Below are 20,908 nucleotides of genomic sequence, written 5' to 3'. Positions count from 1 at the left end.
CGCTCCGAAACTGGGAGCCGACAATCTAAGCGATGGTTGCTTGCAGGCCGGTAAATCAAAGACGACGCCGCAATCCCCTAACTGCTTTGTTTGGAAGCGTTTCTTAATTTTTGACGCGCATCTTCCGCTTGTCTGCAATTAAAGGCTGTTGCTGTCTGGACGGAAGCGGCTCCCCGCTCCGCAGGATAGGCCGGCGCGCGCCGTTTGGCGGTCAGGCGATCCGGTCGAGCGTAACGATAGTGGTTAACGCGTCGTTTTCACAGGGTCGATCATGTCGGAGTTCAACTGCGGCGGATGCGATAAGCCGTCAATGCTCGGGTTGCGCGCGCTGCAGCACGACGTGCTCGAAGGCGTCGCCCGCGACCTGCCGGCGCAACTGGTGATGAACCGGCTTTGCCTGCAGGCCGAGCGTCTCGCGCCCGATGTCGCTTGCACCATTCTCGCCGTCGATTGCGAAGGGCGGCTGCATCCATTGGCGGCGCCAAGCCTGCCAAGCTCCTATTCCCTTGCGATCGCGGGAATGCAAAGCGGTCCGCAACGAGGCTCCTGCGGAACCGCCGCCTATTTCGGAGAAGCGGTGGAGGTTGTCGACATCGCCACGGACCCGCTTTGGACGGACTTCAAGAACCTTGCGCTGCCGCTTGGTCTGCGCGCTTGCTGGTCGTCGCCCATCTGCGCCTCGGACGGGCGCGTCATCGGCACATTCGCATTTTATTTCCGGACCTGCCGGGGACCGAGCGCGCTCGAGCGAACGATCGTTCAGGCCTGCGTCAATCTTTGCGCGATCGCGCTGGAGCAGAAAGACCGCAAGGAGAAAATTCAGCGTCTCGCCTATTTCGACGCTTTGACCGGCGTCGCCAATCGTTCCGCCTTCGAGCAATATGCGCGCGAGGCGCTTGCGGTCGCCGCAAAGTCCCGCGGCGGCGTGGCGATTCTCTGGATCGATCTCGACAATTTCAAAAGCGTCAACGACACGCTCGGCCATCAAGCCGGGGACGAACTTCTCAAGATCGTGGCGGAGCGGCTTGGAGACGCGCTGAAATCGGGCGAGTTCCTCGCGCGCATGGGCGGCGACGAATTCGTCGTCCTTCAAGCTTCGGCGGCGAACGATACGGCCATTCAGGAGCTCGCGCGACGCGTGGGCGCAGCCGTCAGCCAGCCGGTCGCGCTCCATGGAACGAAGGCCGCCGTCGGCGCGAGCATCGGCGTCGCGCGCGCGCCCGCGGACGGCTTCGATCTGACGCAGCTCATGAAGAAGGCCGACCTCGCGCTTTACGAAGCGAAGGCGAACAACAGTGGGAGCTTCAGTTTCTTCAGCCGCGAAATAGAAGCCAGGATGGCGTCCCGATGGCAGGCGGAGAGAGAACTCGAACATGCGCTGGAGCGGCGCGAATTCGAGCTCTACTTCCAGCCGATCGTCAATCTCGCGGCTCCGGAAGTTTCCGGTTTCGAGGCGCTGCTGCGTTGGCGCCGCGCGGAACATGGCGTCCTGACGCCGCCGCACTTCCTGCCGATCGCCGAAAAGGCGGGCCTGATCTGCGACATTGGCGATTGGGCGCTGGGTGAAGCCTGTCGCCTCGGCGCGTCGCTGCCGCCGCACATCCGCGTCGCGGTGAATCTGTCTCCGACGCAGCTCTTCAAGCCGGGCTTCGCCCTGGACGTCGCGCGCGCGCTCGCCGCAACGAATTTCCCGCCGTCGCGGCTGGAGCTGGAAATCACCGAGTCCGTGCTGCTGCTCGAAAACGCGGCGACGCATGCCTGCCTCAGCGATCTGCGGCGTCTCGGCGTCTCGATCGCGCTCGACGATTTCGGAACGGGCTTTTCGGCGCTCTCGCATCTGCGCGCTTTCCCGGTCGACCGGATCAAGATCGATCGCTCCTTCGTTCAGGAAATCGACATTCGGCGGGAGACCGCCTCGATCATTCGCGCGATTGTCGGGCTCGCCCGCGAACTCGGCGTGAAGACGACGGCCGAAGGCGTCGAGACGCCGGCGCAGCTGCGCAAGCTGCACGGCTTCGGCTGCGACGAGATCCAGGGCTATCTGATCAGCCAGCCCAAACCGCTGTCGGCCTTCCGGCAAGTCGTCGAAGGGCCGCGCGCGCGCCCTCTCGCCGCCGGGAGGAGGGGCTGAGACGCCGCCGTTCTGTGGCGAAACGGTCATTTTCCCGGGCTAGGTTGCGCGCGTGGGAGAGACGCCATGACGACGGACCAAACGCAAGAAGACGCCGCTGAACTGGATACGCTGCAGGCCGCCTACAAGACAGCGGTCGAGGCGTGGATCGCCGCGATCCGCAAGGAAGAAACGCTTGCTTCCGTCACCCATTCGGTCGCCGAGGTCGACAAATGGGAGGAGGCGCATTTCGAGGAAGACGAGGCGCGCAACAAGGTGCTCGAGGCGAAGGAAGCCTATGAGGACGCCCTGCGCGAGAAGTTTTTCGGCTTTTGAGGCGTCAATCGGGCTCCCGCGCGCCGGCGGCCGAATCACGCTAATATCGGCCCATGGCCACGAAACCCGACCTTTTCGGCGGCGCGCCGCGCAAGGCGCCCGCGCCCAAACCCGCAGCAAAATCAGCACCAGCCGAATATTCCGCCGCCTCCATCGAGGTGCTGGAGGGGCTGGAGCCCGTCCGCCGGCGCCCCGGCATGTATATTGGCGGCACGGATGAGACGGCGCTGCACCATCTCTTCGCGGAGGTGCTCGACAATTCGATGGACGAAGCCGTCGCCGGCCACGCCACCTTCATCGAGGTGACTTTGGAGCCGGGCGGCTGGCTGACGGTCGCCGATAATGGCCGCGGCATTCCCGTCGGTCCGCATCCCAAGATGAAGGACAAGTCGGCGCTCGAAGTCGTGATGACGGTGCTCCACGCCGGCGGCAAATTCGATTCCGGCGCCTATCAAACCTCGGGCGGCCTGCACGGCGTCGGCGTCTCGGTCGTGAACGCGCTTTCCGAGAAGGTCGAAGTCGAGGTCGCGATCGAGCAGCAGCTCTATCGCATGGAGTTTTCGCGGGGCCTGCCGCTCGGCAAGCTGCAGAAAGTCGGCAAGATTCACAATCGGCGCGGCACGCGCGTGCGCTTCAAGCCGGACGACGCGATTTTCGACGCCGGCGCGCATTGGCGCCCCGCGCGCCTCTTCCGCATGGCGCGCTCCAAGGCCTATCTCTTCGGCGGCGTCGAAATCCGCTGGCGCTGCGATCCTTCTCTGATCGAACCGGGCTCGGACACGCCCGCCGAGACGGTGCTCTCCTTCCCCGGCGGCCTGAAGGACTATCTCGCCCGCGAAACGCACGACAAGGAGCTCGTCACCGATCAGCCCTTCGCGGGAAAGGTGACGCGCGAAGGCGGTCACGGCTCGCTCGAATGGGCGATCGCCTGGTTCGCCGAGGATGACGGCTTCATCAATTCCTACTGCAACACGGTGTGGACGCCGGACGGCGGCACGCATGAAGCCGGCTTCCGCCTTGCGCTCATGAAGGGATTGAAGGATCACGCCGACCGCACCAGTCAGTCGAAGCGCTTCAAGGACGTCGCCGCCGAGGATATTATGGGGTCGGCTGCGGCGATGATCTCGGTCTTCATCCGCGATCCGCAATTCCAGGGGCAGACGAAAAACCGCCTCATGAGCGCCGAGGGCGCGCGCATCGTCGAACAGACGGTGCGCGACGCTTTTGACCACTGGCTCGCCGCCGCGCCGACGCAGGCGAACAAGCTCATCGATTTCGCCGTGACGCGCGCCGAGGAGCGTCTGCGCCGCAAGGCGGAGAAGGACGTCGCGCGAAAGACGGCGACGCGCAAATTGCGCCTGCCCGGCAAGCTCGTCGACTGCACAAATAATTCGGCGCAGGGTTCGGAGCTCTTCATCGTCGAAGGCGACTCCGCCGGCGGCTCCGCGAAAGAGGCGCGCAACCGCGCGACGCAGGCCGTTCTGCCGCTGCGCGGCAAAATCCTCAATGTCGCTTCCGCGACGAAGGACAAGCTGCTGGCGAACCAGCAACTCGCCGATCTCACGCAGGCCCTGGGCTGCGGACTCGGCTCGCATTATCGCGACGAGGAGCTGCGCTACGAGAAAGTGATCGTGATGACGGACGCCGACGTTGACGGCGCCCATATCGCCTCGCTGCTCATCACCTTTTTCTATCGCCAGATGCCGCGCCTCATCGAGAAGGGGCACCTCTATCTGGCCCAGCCGCCCCTCTATAAGCTGACGCAGGGACCCAGGACGGTTTACGCGCGCGACGAAGATCACCGCGAGGAATTGATCAAAACGGCGCTGACCGGCAAGGGCAAGGTGGAGGTGAACCGTTTCAAGGGCTTAGGTGAGATGAGCGCGCAGCAGCTGAAGGAAACGACGATGGATCCGGGCAAGCGCACGCTGCTCAAGGTCGTTCTCGCCGGCGAGGAGCGCGACGACGTCGCCGATTGCGTCGAGCGGCTGATGGGCAACAAGCCCGAGGCGCGCTTCGCCTTCATTCAGGAGAAGGCGGCGTTCGCTTCGGAGTTACTGGATATTTGAGGGCGCGAAGCGCGCCTCATCGCCGAGCGCGCGACGTCGCCGCCTATGGCGGCGGCGTCGCGGCTTCTATATTGCTTCGCCCGCAAGGACGGCGAGCCTTCCGCCGCTCACGCTCACTCCAACGCTCGCGCGGGCGGCTGTCTGGGCGTATAATGAGTCGTCCAGAACAGGTGATGCGTGAGCGATACGGACACTCTTTCGGGCGCCGGCGAGGCGCGCGCCGCGCCCTCGGGCTGCGATGCGATCAAGGATCAGGCCTATGCGCTGGAGCGCATGCAGCTCGCGCTCGACGCCGGCCGCACGGGCGTCTGGGACTGGAATCTCGTCACCGGCGCGGTGCATCTCGACGCGCGCGTGCGGGAATTATGGGCTCTGCCCGACGATCTCGAACCGGGCTTCGACGTCTTTCGAAACGCTATTCATCCGCAGGACCGCCGCCGCAGCAAGGAGGCCGTGGGCCTTGCGCTCGATCCGACCTATGAAGGCGATTACGAGATCGAATATCGCGTTATCGGCGTAAAGGACAAAGTCGAGCGCTGGGTGTCGATCCGCGGCCGCACCTTCTTCGAATATGGACGCGCGGTGCGCATTCTCGGCACGGCGCGCGACATCACCGAACGCAAGATGCGCGAGCAGCATGTGCGCGTCCTGCTGCGCGAACTGGTGCATCGCTCGAAGAATCTGCTCGCCGTGGTGCAGGCCATGTCGCGCCAGACGGCCGCCGGCGCGCCTTCGGTGCAGGAATTCCAGCGCAAATTCAGCGCGCGCCTGCAGGCGCTCTCCATGGCCCACGACCTGCTCGTGTCGCAGGACTGGCGCGGCGCCTCGATGCACGATCTTGCGCGCGCGCAAATGGCCTATTGTCTCGATGTCGCGAAGGACAGCGTTTGTGAACACGCCGCGATCGACGGGCCGAAGATCATGCTGAAGCCGGAGGCCGCGCAGAATATCGGACTCGCTCTGCATGAGCTCGCGACCAACGCGCTGAGCTACGGCGCCTTGTCGCGGCCGGAGGGAAATATTTCGCTCAAATGGGGCTTCGAGGATGGCCGGCTCAATATTGAATGGCGGGAGAGCGGCGGCCCCGCGCTCGCCACGCCGCCGAAGGAGGGCTTTGGCCACAAGGTCGTCAAGAAGCTCGTCGCGCAAGCGCTCGACGGCGAGGCCGAACTGAGCTTCCCGCCCGACGGGCTGATCTGGACGCTGTCCATCCCCGCAAGCTTCGCGATGATCCGGGACTAGAATTCACACCGCTTCGTCGTCGTCGCAAAAGGCTTGATAATCCTTCCGCGTCTGCTTGGCGTAGAGCATGGCGAAGGAAGCCAGAGCGTCGTCGAAGGCCTCTCCCTTTCCCATATAGCCCGCAAGCGACGCGGGCTGCGAGGAACGGGCGTGAGCGCGCGCAAGCGCATTTCCACAAAGCTCGACATAACCCGGGAAGGCCTGATCCTTCAGAAGTTCCGCAATCCCGCCCAGTCGCCGGGTTTTCAGATGCCGCATATAGAACCGGCTCTCGAAGCCGTCGCCATCCGCGGCGGCGAGGAACATGTCCGACGCCGCCTGCATCACGCGCTGCCCCGAGACGACGCGCATTCCTTGCGCCCCCTTCCATCTTCCGGCGCCGAACCGCTCCAGCGCCGATGGCTGCGCCGCCTTTATCTGCAAGGCGAGCGGCTCTTCGTCCGCCGACATGTAAAGCGCGACGCCGCAGAAGACGCCGACGCTGCCGACGCCGACGGCCTTGAAGGCCGTGTCGCAGAGACGATAGCGCGCGAAAAGTTGCGAGACGGGCTCGGGAAGCCGCTCCCGCACGAGCCGTTCGAACAAGGACGGCAGATCGATATGCGCCCCGTCGTCGGTCATCCTGTCGAGATGGCGCAGCTTGGGCGGTTTATCGACGAAACGCCAGCCGCCGCCGGTCTTCTGGATTTTCGGAAGCCCGTCCGTCCTGTCTTCGGGGCCTTTGCCCTCATAGATCGCCGCCGCGAGTTTTTCGTGCAGTACGCGGTCGCGCAGCGTCTTGACGACGTCTTTCAGATGCACGCGCACATTCCAAATCTCGTAGGGAGACATGACGGCGAGCTGGAGCATGCGCGTTCGATAGGATTTGATCGCCCGTCGCGCCAGCTCGCGCGCCTCGCCCCGCGCATAATCCATCTCGAGCGCCGCGACCGCGACGTTCGTCGCGAGCCGGCGCAGATCATATCCGATGTCGACGTCCGGCAACGATTCGTCGAAATCATTGACGTCGAAAAGCACGTTGTTTTCGGGCGACGAATAGGCGCCGAAATTCATGATGTGACAGTCGCCCGCAGCCTGCGCCTTCACGCCGGGCGCGAGCTGGCGGGAGAGATCGAAGGCCATGACGTCGGCGGCGCCGCGCAGAAAGGCGAAGGGCGACTGCATCATCAGCTCGCGTCGCAGCGGGCGCAGAGACGGCAGCCGCACGCTGGCGGTCTCCCTGATGATCGAAAGGGGCTTGCGGTCGTCAGGCGCGATATAGTCGGCCAGCGCCTCGCGCGGAACAGCCTCACGCAAACTCTTGCCGAATGCGTAGCGCTCCCGCCGGGACAAGCCTGTTGCGTTCACGTCGTCGCGGCCGTTCGAATCTGTCTTTCCCATGGATTTGACCCTGATGGCGAATGGCGACCGCGCAATGACGGCTATTTAGCCCAGAAGATCGATCAGCGGCGCGATGAGCGGCGCGTCGGCGGGGGGCATGTCGAAATTGCGCAGATCGCGCGCGCGCGCCCATTTCACCGCCTGTCCCTCAGCCGGGTGAACCAGGCCCTCCCATTTGCGGCAGACATAGAGCGGCATGAGGAGGTGGAACTCGTCATAAGCATGACTCGCAAAAGTGAGCGGCGCGAGGCAGGGCGCCTTCACCTGGATGGAAAGCTCCTCCGCAAGTTCGCGGATGAGCGCGTCCTCGGGCCGTTCGCCGGGGTCCAGCTTTCCGCCGGGGAACTCCCATAATCCCGCAAGCTGCTTGCCTTGGGGACGCTGCGCGACGAGCACGCGATTGTCGCTGTCGATGAGCGCGCAGGCGACGACGAGGAGGAGTTTCATACAGTCCCTATTTGCCCGAGACGATCGCCTCCACCGGCTTCAATTCCGTTCCGGTGACGGCGACCTCCTCATATATCAGCCCGCCTTCGGAGGAAAATTTATCCTCCGGCTTCCAGATCACTTGCGTCGAGACATAATAACGTCCCGCCGGAACATTGGTGAATTCGAAACGCCCGGTCGGACCGGCTTTGGTCGTTCGCTGATGCGCAAGGTAATCGGGATCGGGATCGTTTCTCGGAACGGCGTTGGCGGGCGCGAATTTGGCGCCGTGGAAATAATAATCGAGCCGGGCTCTGGCGTAGGCGGTGGCGGGAATAAGCCGCACGACCTCGCCCGCCGCATAGCGCACATTCACGCCGCCTGTCTTGTCCGGAAGAAAGGCCTGTCCCCGGATCGTCGTCGTTCCGGGCCTGTCGAGAAAGGCGGCTTCGGCCGCGTCAAAACGCAATTGCGGCGCGGGCGGGCTGGCGTTGCAGGCGAGAAGAATGAGAGGAAAAAGGAGAAGAACAAGACGCTTGAGAAACATACGCGCAACGCTCCAAACACTGTCCGCGACAATGCCAGAGTTCCAGCTTGGAGCGCGAAAGGCAAGCGTCTCGGAATTCGCCAGCGTGGGAGAGAATTTGGTCCGGCGCCGCCACGGCCGGAGCGAGGCGAAGCGAACGAGGCGCGTCGATGCGCCTGCCGATCGTTTCGCATCGTTCGCGACGGCGGTTGGACGTCAGCTCCGATAATCGCCGTTGATCGCCACATATTCCTTCGTCAGATCGCAGGTCCACACGGTCGCGGCGCCTTCGCCGAGTCCAAGATCGACATTGATGACGATCTCCTGCCTTTTCATGATGTCCGACACTTCCTGCTCATTGTAGTCAGGGTCGCGCAGCCCCTTGAATGCGACGCGCGCGCCGCCGAACCAGATGGCGAGCTTGTCGCGGTCGGCGCGTTCTCCGGCTTTGCCCACGGCCATGACGATGCGGCCCCAATTGGCGTCCTCGCCGGCGACAGCGGTCTTCACCAGCGGCGAATTGGCGATGGAGAGCGCGATTTTCTTGGCGGCCTTGGCGCTGTCGGCGCCCGTCACCGTCACTTCGACGAATTTGCGCGCGCCTTCGCCGTCCTTCACCACCTGATGCGCAAGGTCGAGCAGCACGGCGTCGAGCGCCTGCTTGAATTCGAGAAGACGCTTGTCCGTCGCCTTCTCGATCTTCGGCGCGCCGCGCTTCTTGGCGGCCCCCGTCGCGAAGAGCAGCAGCGTGTCGGATGTCGATGTGTCGCTGTCGACCGTGATCGCGTTGAAGGAGCGCTGCACCGATTTCGAAAGCATCGCCTGCAGCGCTTCGGCGGCGATCGGCGCGTCGGTGAAGACGAAAGAGAGCATCGTCGCCATGTCCGGCGCGATCATGCCGGCGCCCTTGGCCATGCCGCTGATCGTCACCTCCACGCCGCCGATCGTCGCTTTGCGCGTCGCGAGCTTGGGGAAGGTGTCGGTGGTCATGATGGCGCGCGCCGCGTCCTGCCACGCGTCGGCGCGCGCTTGCTTGACGAGATCGTCGAGCACGCCCTCGAACTTCGACGCGTCGAGCGGTTCGCCGATCACGCCGGTCGACGCCAGGAAAATCTGGTTCTCGCGCGCGCCCGTCGCGGCGGCGGCGAGCTTCGCCGAGAATTTCACCTGCTCCGCGCCGGTTTTGCCGGTGAAAGCGTTGGCGTTGCCGGAATTCACGAGCAGCGCTTTGGCCTTGCCGCCCTTGAGCCGCGCCCGGCACCAGTCGACCGGCGCCGAGGGGCATTTCGATTTAGTGAACACGCCCGCGACCGTCGCGCCCTCGTCCATGACGGCGAGCATGACGTCGGTGCGGCCGGCGTAGCGAATGCCCGCGGCTCCGGCCGCGAAACGCACGCCGTCGAGCGGCTCGATCTCGGGAGTGGTCGACGGCGCGAGGGGCGAGAGGGGGGCGTCATGAGCCATGGGATCACCGTGATGGGGAAGGCGCGCGGCCGACGAACGGCCGAGTCCGAACAATTCTATCCTGGCGGTTTGGCCGTCCCCGGCCGCGCCGTCAAGACAGCTTCGGGCGCAGAAAAAATTTCGTGTGGCGCCCCGCGTTTCGCGGCGGCATTTTTACAGAGGCGTCATCTGACGATGTTGCTATGCGCGCTTCGCACAAGTTTATTGCAGGAGAAGTCCTTGGCCAGAACCTTCGAAATCGGCCTGACCATGGCCGGCGCCGTCTCGGCCGGCGCCTATACCGCCGGCGTGATGGATTTTTTCATCGAGGCGCTCGACGCCTATACGGAAGCGAAAAAGCAGGCTGGGTGGGATGGGCCGACGCATGACGTCCGGATCCCGATCATGTCCGGCGCTTCGGCGGGCGGCATGACGTCGTCGATCTGCGCCCTGCATTTCTTCCGCAGCGTCTTCGATCATGTCTGGCCGCAGGACGCGGCGAGGCAAGTCCCGGAACGGCGGCGAAACCGGCTTTATTCCTCCTGGGTCGAGGATATCGACATCAGCCGGCTGCTGGAAACGGGCGACATAGACCTCAAGCCCGGCGCCCCGGTGCGGTCGCTGCTCTGCTGCGACGTGATCGACAAGATCGTCGAGGACGCCTTCGATCTCGAGGGCGACATTCGCGCGCCCGAATGGATCGGCCGTGACGGAGAAAATTGCGTCCGCGTGCGCCTCACGCTCACCAATATGCGCGGCGTGCCCTACGCTTTCGAGATTTACGGGGCCGCCGATCCGCGCCGCTACGGCATGCTGAATCACGGCGATCTGCTCGATTTCAAGATCGGGATCGATCCCAGGCCGGAGCCGGGCGTCTATGCGCTGAACGTTCGAAACACGAAGACGCCGGACTGGGACTTGTTCCGCACGGCCGCCAAGGCCACCGGCGCCTTTCCGATCGGCCTGTCGCCGCGAATCATCCGCCGCGACGCGAGCCAATACGAGTATATTTCCCGCATCCGCTTCGGCGACGGCGTCGCGCCGCCCATCGTTTCGGCGAAAGAAGGCGAGCTTTATGAATTCGTCGCCGTCGATGGCGGCACGATCGACAACGAGCCGCTCGAATTGACGCGGCGCTTCCTCGCCGGGGGCGCGGGCCGCATCAATATCAATGACGGCGTCGGCACGACGAAGGCCGTCATCCTGATCGCGCCGTTCCCCAATCTGCTCGAGGCGACGCCCGATGACGGGAACGCCGCCGCGGTGAATGAGGACGAGCAAATGAGCCTCGCCCGCATCGCCGCCACGCTTCTCTCGACGCTGACGGATCAGGCCCGCTTCAAGCCCGACGAGCTGCGCAAAGCCGCCGACGACGAATATTACACGCGCTATCTCATTTCGCCGGCGCGCGACGACCAGCGCCCCATGGCGCTGAAATATCCGATCGCCTGCGGGGCGCTTGGCGGGTTCAGCGGCTTCCTGCACCAGTCCTTCCGGCGACACGACTATCTGCTCGGGCGGCGCAATGCGCAGGCCTTCCTGCGCTGGCATTTCGTGTTGCCGGAAACCGCCGATCTCTTCGACGAATTCAAAGGCGACCGCGAGAAGTGGATCGTGCGCGAAGCGCGGGGCGAGACCCTGACGGTTTCCACCCGGCTGGGGAAAAACGACCTGCGCGCCTTGCCGATCATTCCGCTCGTCGGCGACCTGATGAACAAGGAGATCGTGATCCCGTCCCGGGATCTGCCCGACGTCAACGCCGTGTTCGGACCGGCGCGGGATCCGCTGGACGCGTTGATCAAGCGGCGCGCCAAGGCGGTCGTGAGCCGCCTCGTCGACGTCCATCTCAATTTCGACGGCTTTTTCGCCTGGGCCGAGAGAAAGGTCGCCGCGAATATCGGAACGCAATTCGCGGTGAGAAAAGCGACGGGAAAAATCTCCGAGGCCGTGGACGACATCCGGCAGGCTTTCTACAAGCCCTGACCGAAAGAAATACGGCGCGCCGGAGAGGCGCGCCGCAGCTTTTCCTTACTTCTTTTCCGCGGGCTTCGCCGCCGCCGGTTTGGCGTCCTTCGCCCCTTCCGCCGGCTGGTCCGCGCGCTCGATCTTCGAGCCCTCGCGCAGCTTCAGAACCAGTTCGCTCTGAGCTTTCTGCACGACGTAGCGGGCGACCTGATCCTTGACCTGATCCAGCGGCGGGAAGGTCTTCGGGCGGGTCTCGTCCAGCTTGATGATATGCCAGCCGAATTGCGTCTTCACCGGCTCGGAGAGCTCGCCCGGTTTCAGCTTGGAGGCCGCCTCGCCGAATTCCGGCACCATGCGGTCCTTGGTGAACCAGCCGAGATCGCCGCCCTTGGAGCCCGGGTCCTTCGACACTTCTCCGGCGACCTTGGCGAAATCTTCGCCGCCCTTCACGCGCGTCAGCGCCTTCTTGGCCTCTTCTTCGGTCGGCACGAGAATGTGATGGGCGTGATATTCGGTTTCGGGCTTCTGGTTCTTGGCGGCCTCTTCATAGGTCGCCTTGATGGCGGCGTCGGTGGCCGCCGCTTTGGCGACGTTGCCGAGCAGAACCTCCATCAGCGCCTTGTCGCGCAGATAGGCCATTTTCTTGGCGAAATCCGGCGTTTCGGCGAGCTTGTCGGCCTGAGCCTTCTGCACGACGAGCTGCTCGTCGATGAGGAAGTCGAGAATATAGCTCTCGCGCGCCTTGCCCTCGAGCTGGCGCGGCACGCCCGGTCCCAGATCTTCCGTGGCGATTTTCAAATCTTCGTCGGTGATCTCGACGCCGTTCACCTTGGCGAGAACCTTCGCCTGCGCGGGGAGGGCCGCCGACAAAGCGAGGAGGCCGACCGCCCCGAGCGCCGCGCGGGTCAGAAAACGCGCATAGTTGCGGGCATTGGACATGATATGCTCCAGAGAAAGAGGCGAACCGCCCCGGATAACCGCCGCCACGGCCGGCGCGAAAGGTTCCTGCGTGACGAATGGGGCGTATCTATGCCGGTGGCGGCCTTTCTGACAACTCCCTGCCGCCCGATAATTCCGCGCCTTTGACGGGTCCGACGACCGCGACGAAGACCTCGCGGGTCCTTTTCTCGGTCTCGGTCAGCAGCGCTTCGAGATGGGAGAGATCGGGCGAGTCGCCGACGCGCAACAGAAGCTCGGCGAGGCCGCGCGGCGCCTCCCTGGGATTGAAGGCGCCGTCTATGGCGAGCCGCAGAAGCTGCATGAGGCCCTGATAGAGACGATAGGCGTTGAGCAGGGCCTCCGCGGCGCCTGAGTCGAGCAGGCCGGCGCCGCGCAGCCTTTCCAGCGCGTCTGGCGTGGTCGTCGAATAGATCTCGGGATGCGCGCCGCCATGGAGCAGCATCAGATATTGGGCAAGAAATTCGATGTCGATCAGCCCGCCGGCGACCTGCTTCACCTCCCAGGGATTGGCCGAGCCTTTTTCCTTCTCGATCAGCCGCCGCATGGCGAGAATGTCGGTCTTCAGCTTTTCAGGGCTCCTCGGCAACATCATCGCCGTCCGGATCGCGGCCGCGACGCGGCCTTTGAATTCGGCTGGCGCCGCGATGACGCGCGCGCGGGTCAACGCCATATGCTCCCATGTCCAGGCCTCGTCGGCCTGATAAAGCTCGAAGGATTTCAGGCTCGACGCGATGGGGCCCTTATTGCCGGAGGGGCGAAGGCGGAAATCGGTCTCATAGAGCAGGCCCTCGGCCGTAGGCGCCGACAGCGCCGTAATGAGCCGCTGCGTGAGGCGGGAATAGTAATTCGCGGTCGACAAAGACCGTTCGCCGCCGGCGGATTCGGCCATCGGATCGGCGTCGTAAAGAAGCATGAGGTCGAGATCGGAGGCCGCGGTCATCTCGCGCCCCCCCAGCTTGCCCATGGCGACGACCGCCGCCGCGCCGCCCTCGATGCGTCCGTGAATTCTTTCGAATTCGCGGCTGACCTCCTCGAACAAAGCGGCGATCAGCGTCTCGGCGAGGCGCGTATAGGCGACCCCTGCCTCAGCCACGGAGACGGTGCCGGTGAGCACGCGCACGCCGACGAGAAATTTCTGCTCCTGACCGAAAATGCGCGCGCGGTCGAGCATGTCTTCATAGGAGCGCGCCTCGGCGAATTGCGTGGCGAGGCGCGCGCGCAGATCCTCCGCGCTCGGCACGGTCTGGAAAAAGGCGGGCTCCATCAGCGCGTCGAGCACATGCGGCCGTTTCGAGATGGTGGCGGAGAGCTTCGGCGCCGCGCCGGTGATGGCCGCCAGAAGCCCGAGCAGGCGCGGCTGCGAGACGAGAAGCGAAAAGAGCTGCACGCCGGCCGGCAATTTCTGGATGAGCTTGTCGAAGGCGAGGAAGGCCTGATCGGCGTTATCGGTCGCGGCGAGCGCTTCCAGCAGGGCGGGCGTGAGCTCGGTGAGACGCTCGCGCGCCACGGTCGAGCGCGTCGCGGCGTAGCGGCCGAAATGCCAGCCGCGGATCGTCGCGGTCACCATTTTCGGGTCTTTGTAGCCCATGCCCGCCAATGTTTCGATCGTGCCGGGATCGTCGTCATCGCCGGTGAAGACGAGATTTCCGCCTGTCGAAGACAATTCCGGCGCGCTTTCGAAGAGGCGGGCGTAATGGCCCTGCACGATGTCGAGCCGCCTCAAAAGCGCTTCGGCGAAGTCGTCATAGCCGCCAAAGCCCATCATGCGGGCGATGTTTTCGACGCCTTCCCTCGTATCGGGCAGCGTGTGTTTCTGTTCGTCGGCGACCATCTGGATGCGATGTTCGACGTCGCGCAGGAAGAGATAGGCCTCGGCGAGATCGTCCCGCGCCTTCGGCTCCACCCAGCCGCTCTCGACAAGCTGGTCGAGCATGGGCAGCGTCGCGCGCCCGCGCAGGCGCTTGTCGCGTCCGCCCGTGATGAGCTGCTGCGTCTGCGTGAAGAATTCGATCTCCCGGATGCCGCCGCGGCCCAGTTTGATATTGTGGCCCAGGACGGCGATCTTGCCATGACCCTTATGGGCGTGAATCTGGCGCTTGATCGAATGCACGTCGGCGATCGCGGCGAAGTCGAAATATTTGCGCCACACGAAGGGCGCCAGCTCTTTCAGAAATTCCTCTCCCGCATAAATATCGCCCGCGACCGGCCGCGCCTTGATGTAGGCGGCGCGCTCCCAGTTCTGGCCCATGCTCTCGTAATAAGAGAGCGCCGCCTCGAGCGGGATGGCGATGGGCGTCGCGCCGGGATCGGGGCGCAGGCGCAGATCGGTGCGGAACACATAGCCGTCGGCCGTGCGGTCGCTCATGATCTTCACGATGCGCTTTGTGAGCTTCACGAAAAGATCGACGTCTTCCAGCCGGTCGACGACGCGGGCGCGGGCGCGGTCGAAGAAAACGATCAGATCGATGTCGGAAGAGTAATTCAGCTCATAGGCGCCGCCCTTGCCCATGCCCAGAAAAATCCAGCCCGAGCCGCGCTCGGGATCGCGCTGATCCGCAAGTTCGAGCTTTCCCGCGTGCTGGGCCTGGCGCAGCGTGAAGCGGATGGCGGCGGAGAGGGTCGCGTCTGCAATGCGGGTGAGCGCCTCCGTCGCTTGCAGCATGTCCCAGGCCTTGGAGAGATCGGCGAGCGCGATAACGAGCGCCGCCTCCTGCTTGACGAGACGCAGCCGCCGCATGAGATCGGCTTCGTCGTCCGTTTCGACCGCCTTCGCTTCAGCGATCAGCGCGTCGATGCGCGCTTGCGGATCGGCGCCGAGCGCCTGAGCGAGCCGCGCCGGATTCCGCGCGGCGAGATCAGTGAGATAAAGCGAGGAGCCGAAAACGCCGAAAAGCAGCTCGCGCGCCTTGGGATGTTCCGCGAGGAAAGCCGCGAGGGCGTCCGTGGCGTCTTTTTCGAGCACGCGATCGAGCGCCTTCCGGGCTTTCTCGGCGTCGGCGGAAACGATGATGACTTTCGCTCTCGCGATGAGGGCGTTGGCGTCGAGCGTCAAAGGCGTGTCCTCGTCTTGGCCGTCTCACGCGGCCTGGCGCCCGGTATAATGCAAGCGCGCATGTGGCTGAACCACCCCCCACCCTCAATCCCTCCCCGCCACTTCGTGGGGGGAGGGACGCGGCTCTCGATGGATACGCTTACTGTTGCTTGAGTGTGATCCCGAACGGCGCCGCTTTTCCCTTCCCCGTGGAGCGGCGGGGAGGGTAGGGGGCGACGCCACAACGACAATCTTTGCCTTGCGCTTTGCGACGATCCCGCTATCCCCGCAAATCAGCCCCAGCCGTCAGGATGCCTCATGTCGAAAAAGGAACTCGCCGCTCATCTTGCCCGCATCGCCGAGGCGCTTGAGCGCCTCGCGCCGCCCGCGCCGCCAGCGCCGGATTTTTCCGCCGCCGAGGCTTTCGTCTGGCGCGCGGCGGGATCGGCGTTTCATCCAGTCGCCAAGGTCAATCGCGTCGATCTCCCGCTGCTGGAAGGCATAAACCTCCAGCGCGACATCCTCTTCTCCAACACGGCGCGCTTCGCCGAAGGGCTGCCGGCCAACAATGCGCTGCTCTGGGGCGCGCGCGGCATGGGCAAATCCTCGCTGGTCAAGGCCGTGCATGGCGCGCTTGCAGGCGAGGGGCGGCTCAAGCTTGTCGAAATCCACCGCGAAGACATCGAGGCGCTGCCCGATCTCTTAGGCGCGCTTTCGGGCCAGCCTTTTCAGTTCATCGTCTTTTGCGACGATCTCTCCTTCGACGGGCCGGAGACGAGCTACAAGGCGCTGAAGACCGCGCTGGAAGGCGGCGTCGAGGGACGGCCGAAAAATGTGCTGTTCTACGCGACGTCGAACCGCCGTCATCTCATGCCGCGCGACATGATCGAGAATGAGAGCGCCGGCGCCATTCACGGCAAGGAGGCAGTGGAGGAGAAAGTCTCGCTTTCCGACCGCTTCGGCCTGTGGATCGGCTTCCACAATTGCAGCCAGGACGACTATCTCGCAATGGTCTTCGGCTATGCCCGCCATTTCGGGCTGGACGCGCCCGAGGCGGAGATACGCGCCCAGGCGCTCGAATGGTCGATGACGCGCGGCGCCCGCTCCGGCCGCGTCGCCTGGCAATTCGTGACGGATCTGGCGGGGCGGCTGGGGAAGGGGCTTTAACGCTCAGATACAAAGTGGCGCTGACGCCCCTCGTGCTTCGAGACGCCCGCTTCGCGGGCTCCTCAGCATGAGGGGCTTTTTCTTCTGCGTCAAATACTTAGGCCTCATCCTGAGGAGCGAGCGAAGCTCGCGTCTCGAAGGACGAGGCCGCCTTGGAGCTATAGCGACATGTGAGGGAAACGCGCTTCAGCCCTTTCCCTCGTCACAACCCCGCATGCGCCATTTCGACCTGCGGCGCGCGCGTCTCCGTGTCGCCGAACTTCGCGCGATAAACGACGAAATTCTCCATCACGCGCTGCACATAGTTGCGCGTCTCGGCGATGGGAATGCGCTCGACCCAGTCGATCGGATCGACACTGGCCTTGCGTGGATCGCCATAGGCGTCCATCCATTGTTTCACGCGGCCGCCGCCGGCGTTATAGGCCGCGAAGGTGAGGAGATAGGCGCCCCGATATTCGCCGAGCAGAATGCCGAGATGCGCCGCCCCCAGCTTCGCGTTGAAGGAGGGCTCGCTGAGCATGCGCGACAGATCAAAGGCGACGCCGTGCTGATAGGCGGTGTGGCGCGCGGTCGAGGCGATCATCTGCATCAGCCCCATGGCGCCGGCCGAAGAAACGGCTTTGGGATCGAAGGCGCTTTCCTGCCGCGCAATGGCGTAGACGACCGAGCGCGACGCGGAGTTCGGCAGCGCCTCGAAATCCGGAATGCCGTAGGAGGGGAAGGCCACGTCGTCCAGCGGCACGCCGCGATAGGAGGCGCTCTTGCCGAAGACAAGAGAGAGCTTGGCGTCGCGCTGACTCGCAATCACTTGGCCCAGCGCCGCAACCTGCTTCGCCTCCGTCATATTCTTGGCGGCGTCGAGGGCGAGCGGCGCGGCCACTTCCTTGTCGCCCGTCGCGAGCAGCAGCTCCACGACCCGCACCGCCTCATGGCGCTCCTCGGCTTTCGCCGTCGCGGGCGCGGGTCGCAGGGGACGGTCCTCGGCGCCGAGCTTGGCGCTGGCGAGCTGGCCGTAGAAGGTCGTCGAATGAGCGGCGGCCCGACGATAGAAGTCGCGCGCGCGGATATCGTCTTCCGGCGCGTCGAGGGCCTCCGCCGCCCGGCCGCGCCAGTATAGCGCGCGGGATTTTTGCAGCGGCGTCTCGGCGACCTGATCGAGTTTCGCAAAGTGACGCGCGGCGCGCGCGGGATCGTCGAGGAAGCGCAGGGCGATCCAGCCCGCCTGAAATTCGGCCTCGACCTTGTTGCTGGTCGAACGCGCGGCGTGCTGAGAGGCGACGACATAGGCCGTATCGGCGTCGCCAATATCGAGAAGCTTGCGGGAAGTCTGGCGGCGCTCCATCCACCAGGCGTCGCCGTCGACGGCCTTTGCGGGATCGGTCGGCGCCTTGCGCAGAAGCGCGCCGGCCTCGGCGAACTTCTTGGCGCTGTTCAGCGCGCGGACGCGGGAGAACAAGAGAGTCGGGTCGTTCTGCAAAGCCGGCGGGAGGGCTGCGGCGGGCTTGTCGCCGCCGAGGCGCGCGCGGGCGAGCAGAACGACGTCCTTGCCGGCGAGCTCCGCCGCGCGCAGCGCCGGGCCGTTCTTGCCGGCGTAAAACATGCGGTCGGCGCGGTATTTGTGGTCCTGGACCGTGAGCAGCTCTCCCAGCTCCTTGAGGAACTGGTTCTCGAAGCTCTGCGGAAGATCGTCCTCGCGCCACGCATCCCGCGCGTAAAAGGCCGCCGTGTCGAAATCGCCTTCGCGCGCCAGGGCCTTCGCCAGCGCATATTTTCCGTAAGGCGTCGCCGGCGGCGCATCCTCGAACCAGGCCTGCACGACCTTGTCGGGCTGGCGCTCGCCGACAAGGGATTCCTCCGCGCGCTTGCGCAGCCACTCGGCGGCCGGCCAGTCCGGATGCTGTTCGAGAAAGGCGGACAGCCGCTTGAAGCCGGCTTCACGGGGATGAAGCTTCAAGCCCGCCCAATGCGCCGCGGCGTCGGAGAGGCCCGCATGGAGATTGGCTGAGGCGGCGTCGCCGGCCGCAAAGTCCGCATTCTTGTACGCCGTCAGCGCCAGATAGAAGGCTTCGGAATCGTCGCCCAAGAGCTTGACGGCGTCGGGCGCGGCGCTCGTCGTTCCGCGCAGCCAGCCTTCCGGGGGCGCGTAATTGGCGAGCGGGGTCGCGCCGTCCTCCGGCGCGAAAAGGGACGCCTGAACCGGATGCGCCGCTTCCGTATGGGGCGGCTCGCCAGTGACAAATCCGCGCACCGCCTCTTCGAGATTGCCGACGCGCGTGCGCCATGCGCCGAGGCTGAAGGGCATGTGCGGAACCCAGCGCGCGACGTGATCGCGTCTGGCCTCGCCGTCGCCCACCGTGCCAAAGCCGGTAAAGGCCGGGATGACGAGCGCCAGAGCCGTGGCCGTCGCCAGCAGGTTGAGGCGGATGGAAACGCGTTTCGGCAACATCATCGGTTTCTTGTCCCGTCGTTGCGCAGAGGCTGCTCTCTATTCGTTTACGAATCGTCAACCAAAGGCGCCGCCGCGGCCGGACAGGTGGATACAAGCTCCAAGGCGCTTAGGTGGGGCTTTTCTCGCAAGCGCCCAGCGGCTATGAAAGACGCTTCCATGATACGGGCGCGAATACGGCGGCTGTGAGGCGCGGGGAAGTTCCTGATTCTATGAGCACAAAGCCGATTTTTCACGGGTCGATCACCGCACTGGTCACGCCTTTCGCCAATGGAGAGGTCGATTTCGAGGCGCTTCGCGCGCTGATCGACTGGCAGATCGAGCAGGGCGCGCATGGGCTGGTGCCGGTCGGCACGACGGGTGAAAGCCCGACGCTCTCCCATGAGGAGCATGGCCGCGTCATCACCGAGACCGTCCGCGCCGCCAAGGGCCGCGTGCCGGTCATCGCAGGCGCCGGCTCCAACAATACGCGCGAGGCGATCGCCATTGCAGGCCATGCCGAGCGCGCCGGGGCCGACGGGCTGCTGATCGTCACGCCCTATTACAACAAGCCCAATCAGGAAGGGCTTTATCTGCATTTCAAGGCGATCAACGACGCGGTCTCCATTCCGATCGTCATCTACAACATTCCCCCGCGCTCCGTGATCGATATGAGCGTCGACACGATGAAGCGCCTCTCCGAGCTCAAGAACATTGTCGGCGTGAAGGACGCGACCGGCAATATTGGCCGCATCTCCCTGCAGCGCGAGGCGATGGGGCCGGAATTCATCCAGCTTTCCGGCGACGATCTCACGGCGCTTTCCTGTATGGCCGCCGGCGCCCATGGCTGCATCTCCGTCGTCTCGAATATCGCGCCGCGCCTTTGCGCCGATCTGCAGAACGCCTGCCTTTCGGGCGACTACGCCAGGGCGCTGGAGATCCAGGACAAGCTCGTGCCGCTGCATGTCGCGACCTTCCTCGAGGCGGGCGTGACCGGCGCCAAATATGGCCTGTCGCTGCTCGGCAAGGTGCGCGAGGAAGTGCGTCTGCCGCTCGTTCCCTCGACGCAGCCGACGAAAGACCGCATCCGCGCCGCGATGATCCACGCCGGCGTGCTTCCGGCCTGAAGGTAATCCGTGGCCGCGAAGCAGGAGCCTAATTTCAAGGTCGTCGCCGACAACCGCAAGGCGCGCTTCCACTATGAGGTGGGCGAAACCTTCGAGGCCGGCCTTGCTTTGACCGGCACGGAGGTGAAGTCGCTGCGCACCGGCAAGGCGACGATCGCCGAGAGCTACGCCCATGTCGACAGGCATGGCGAGGCGTGGCTCGTCAACGCCAACATCCCCGAATATCTCGCCGGCAATCGCTTCAATCACGAGCCCAAAAGGCCGCGCAAGCTGCTCTTGAAGTCGCGCGAACTCGCCAAGCTCTCTCAGGCGGTGGAGCGCGAGGGCATGACGATCGTGCCGCTCAAACTCTATTTCAACGAAAAGGGCAGGGCGAAGCTGCAAATCGCCCTCGCCAAGGGCAAGAAGATCCACGACAAGCGCGAAGTCGAGAAGAAGCGCGACTGGAGCCGCGAAAAGGGTCGGCTCATGCGCGATAAGGGCTGATTACGCGCGCATGTCGAGTCATGCGAGGCGCGCTTCGCGCGCCGCGACGAAGATGAACGCATTCGCATCGTGCAAGAAAATCCAGGCTGCGAAGCAATCCGCCGTCGCCGGCGGCTTGATCGTCCGCCCGCCAATCCGGATTTCGAGGCGAAGACGCGCCTCGCGGCGTATGTAATCGACGCATAAGCTCGTCAGTCGCGCGTGGTGAAAACCAT

At 64.6% G+C, this 20,908-nt stretch carries 15 protein-coding genes; 8 read left to right on the top strand and 7 right to left on the bottom strand.

What is annotated here, in order from left to right; all coding sequences use genetic code 11:
• Positions 1-271: 271 nt before the first annotated feature.
• From MMG94_RS08080 to MMG94_RS08065, 4 genes are all read left to right on the top strand, one after another.
• A complete protein-coding gene (locus tag MMG94_RS08080) occupies positions 272-2,131 on the top strand; it encodes a bifunctional diguanylate cyclase/phosphodiesterase (RefSeq protein WP_244415497.1) in 1,860 nt (619 codons plus the stop codon).
• Between the two features lie 66 nt (positions 2,132-2,197).
• A complete protein-coding gene (locus tag MMG94_RS08075) occupies positions 2,198-2,446 on the top strand; it encodes a hypothetical protein (protein WP_016921544.1) in 249 nt (82 codons plus the stop codon).
• 53 nt (positions 2,447-2,499) lie between these two features.
• Positions 2,500-4,515, top strand: coding sequence for a DNA topoisomerase IV subunit B (parE, locus tag MMG94_RS08070; RefSeq protein WP_016921543.1), 2,016 nt, complete (start codon positions 2,500-2,502; stop codon positions 4,513-4,515).
• A gap of 177 nt (positions 4,516-4,692) precedes the next feature.
• Positions 4,693-5,757: a sensor histidine kinase gene (locus MMG94_RS08065; protein ID WP_016921542.1), complete on the top strand. Its 1,065-nt coding sequence runs from the start codon at positions 4,693-4,695 to the stop codon at positions 5,755-5,757.
• Between the two features lie 3 nt (positions 5,758-5,760).
• Here MMG94_RS08065 and MMG94_RS08060 read toward each other — a convergent pair whose 3' ends face one another.
• The 4 genes from MMG94_RS08060 to argJ form a co-directional block, all read right to left on the bottom strand.
• Positions 5,761-7,137 carry a DUF2252 domain-containing protein gene (locus MMG94_RS08060; protein ID WP_016921541.1) on the bottom strand — a complete coding sequence of 459 codons (1,377 nt, stop codon included), beginning with the start codon at positions 7,135-7,137 and terminating at the stop codon, positions 5,761-5,763.
• 45 nt (positions 7,138-7,182) lie between these two features.
• Positions 7,183-7,584 (bottom strand): (deoxy)nucleoside triphosphate pyrophosphohydrolase, encoded by a 402-nt coding sequence (locus MMG94_RS08055; protein ID WP_016921540.1) that lies wholly within the window; start codon positions 7,582-7,584, stop codon positions 7,183-7,185.
• Positions 7,585-7,591: 7 nt separating this feature from the next.
• On the bottom strand, positions 7,592-8,110 hold the full coding sequence (locus tag MMG94_RS08050) for a hypothetical protein (protein ID WP_016921539.1): 519 nt from the start codon (positions 8,108-8,110) through the stop codon (positions 7,592-7,594).
• A gap of 195 nt (positions 8,111-8,305) precedes the next feature.
• The gene (gene argJ, locus MMG94_RS08045; RefSeq protein WP_016921538.1) at positions 8,306-9,553 is read right to left on the bottom strand and encodes a bifunctional glutamate N-acetyltransferase/amino-acid acetyltransferase ArgJ; all 1,248 of its coding nucleotides are present in this window, start codon (positions 9,551-9,553) and stop codon (positions 8,306-8,308) included.
• 219 nt (positions 9,554-9,772) lie between these two features.
• On the opposite strand from argJ, the gene MMG94_RS08040 reads away from it, so the two are divergent.
• On the top strand, positions 9,773-11,515 hold the full coding sequence (locus MMG94_RS08040) for a patatin-like phospholipase family protein (RefSeq protein ID WP_154419931.1): 1,743 nt from the start codon (positions 9,773-9,775) through the stop codon (positions 11,513-11,515).
• Positions 11,516-11,560: 45 nt separating this feature from the next.
• Here the strand turns inward: MMG94_RS08040 and MMG94_RS08035 are convergent, their stop codons facing one another.
• Positions 11,561-12,436, bottom strand: coding sequence for a peptidylprolyl isomerase (locus MMG94_RS08035; RefSeq protein ID WP_016921536.1), 876 nt, complete (start codon positions 12,434-12,436; stop codon positions 11,561-11,563).
• A gap of 88 nt (positions 12,437-12,524) precedes the next feature.
• Positions 12,525-15,509, bottom strand: a complete 2,985-nt coding sequence (locus tag MMG94_RS08030; RefSeq protein WP_016921535.1) for a bifunctional [glutamine synthetase] adenylyltransferase/[glutamine synthetase]-adenylyl-L-tyrosine phosphorylase — start codon at positions 15,507-15,509, stop codon at positions 12,525-12,527.
• Positions 15,510-15,806: 297 nt separating this feature from the next.
• On the opposite strand from MMG94_RS08030, the gene MMG94_RS08025 reads away from it, so the two are divergent.
• Positions 15,807-16,655 (top strand): ATP-binding protein, encoded by an 849-nt coding sequence (locus MMG94_RS08025; RefSeq protein ID WP_016921534.1) that lies wholly within the window; start codon positions 15,807-15,809, stop codon positions 16,653-16,655.
• Positions 16,656-16,857: 202 nt separating this feature from the next.
• Here MMG94_RS08025 and MMG94_RS08020 read toward each other — a convergent pair whose 3' ends face one another.
• Positions 16,858-19,104 carry a lytic transglycosylase domain-containing protein gene (locus MMG94_RS08020; protein WP_016921533.1) on the bottom strand — a complete coding sequence of 749 codons (2,247 nt, stop codon included), beginning with the start codon at positions 19,102-19,104 and terminating at the stop codon, positions 16,858-16,860.
• Positions 19,105-19,313: 209 nt separating this feature from the next.
• On the opposite strand from MMG94_RS08020, the gene dapA reads away from it, so the two are divergent.
• Together dapA and smpB are read left to right on the top strand one after the other, a co-directional pair.
• Positions 19,314-20,207 (top strand): 4-hydroxy-tetrahydrodipicolinate synthase, encoded by an 894-nt coding sequence (gene dapA / locus MMG94_RS08015; RefSeq protein ID WP_016921532.1) that lies wholly within the window; start codon positions 19,314-19,316, stop codon positions 20,205-20,207.
• Positions 20,208-20,216: 9 nt separating this feature from the next.
• A complete protein-coding gene (gene smpB / locus MMG94_RS08010) occupies positions 20,217-20,693 on the top strand; it encodes an SsrA-binding protein SmpB (protein WP_016921531.1) in 477 nt (158 codons plus the stop codon).
• The last annotated feature ends 215 nt before the right edge of the window (positions 20,694-20,908 follow it).

This window comes from Methylocystis parvus OBBP (assembly GCF_027571405.1).
GTDB classification, from domain to species: domain Bacteria; phylum Pseudomonadota; class Alphaproteobacteria; order Rhizobiales; family Beijerinckiaceae; genus Methylocystis; species Methylocystis parva.
The sequence above is the reverse complement of the archived record's forward strand: the minus strand, read 5'-3'. Positions and strand labels throughout refer to the sequence as shown.

Bases quoted from the DNA above. Each gene is read 5' to 3' on its own strand.
- MMG94_RS08060 (WP_016921541.1), bottom strand. From the start codon at position 7,137: ATGGGAAAGACAGATTCGAACGGCCGCGACGACGTGAACGCAACAGGC.
- MMG94_RS08055 (WP_016921540.1), bottom strand. From the start codon at position 7,584: ATGAAACTCCTCCTCGTCGTCGCCTGCGCGCTCATCGACAGCGACAAT.
- MMG94_RS08075 (WP_016921544.1), top strand. From the start codon at position 2,198: ATGACGACGGACCAAACGCAAGAAGACGCCGCTGAACTGGATACGCTG.
- argJ (WP_016921538.1), bottom strand. From the start codon at position 9,553: ATGGCTCATGACGCCCCCCTCTCGCCCCTCGCGCCGTCGACCACTCCC.
- MMG94_RS08035 (WP_016921536.1), bottom strand. From the start codon at position 12,436: ATGTCCAATGCCCGCAACTATGCGCGTTTTCTGACCCGCGCGGCGCTC.
- MMG94_RS08050 (WP_016921539.1), bottom strand. From the start codon at position 8,110: ATGTTTCTCAAGCGTCTTGTTCTTCTCCTTTTTCCTCTCATTCTTCTC.
- MMG94_RS08025 (WP_016921534.1), top strand. From the start codon at position 15,807: ATGTCGAAAAAGGAACTCGCCGCTCATCTTGCCCGCATCGCCGAGGCG.
- MMG94_RS08080 (WP_244415497.1), top strand. From the start codon at position 272: ATGTCGGAGTTCAACTGCGGCGGATGCGATAAGCCGTCAATGCTCGGG.
- dapA (WP_016921532.1), top strand. From the start codon at position 19,314: ATGAGCACAAAGCCGATTTTTCACGGGTCGATCACCGCACTGGTCACG.
- MMG94_RS08020 (WP_016921533.1), bottom strand. From the start codon at position 19,104: ATGATGTTGCCGAAACGCGTTTCCATCCGCCTCAACCTGCTGGCGACG.
- parE (WP_016921543.1), top strand. From the start codon at position 2,500: ATGGCCACGAAACCCGACCTTTTCGGCGGCGCGCCGCGCAAGGCGCCC.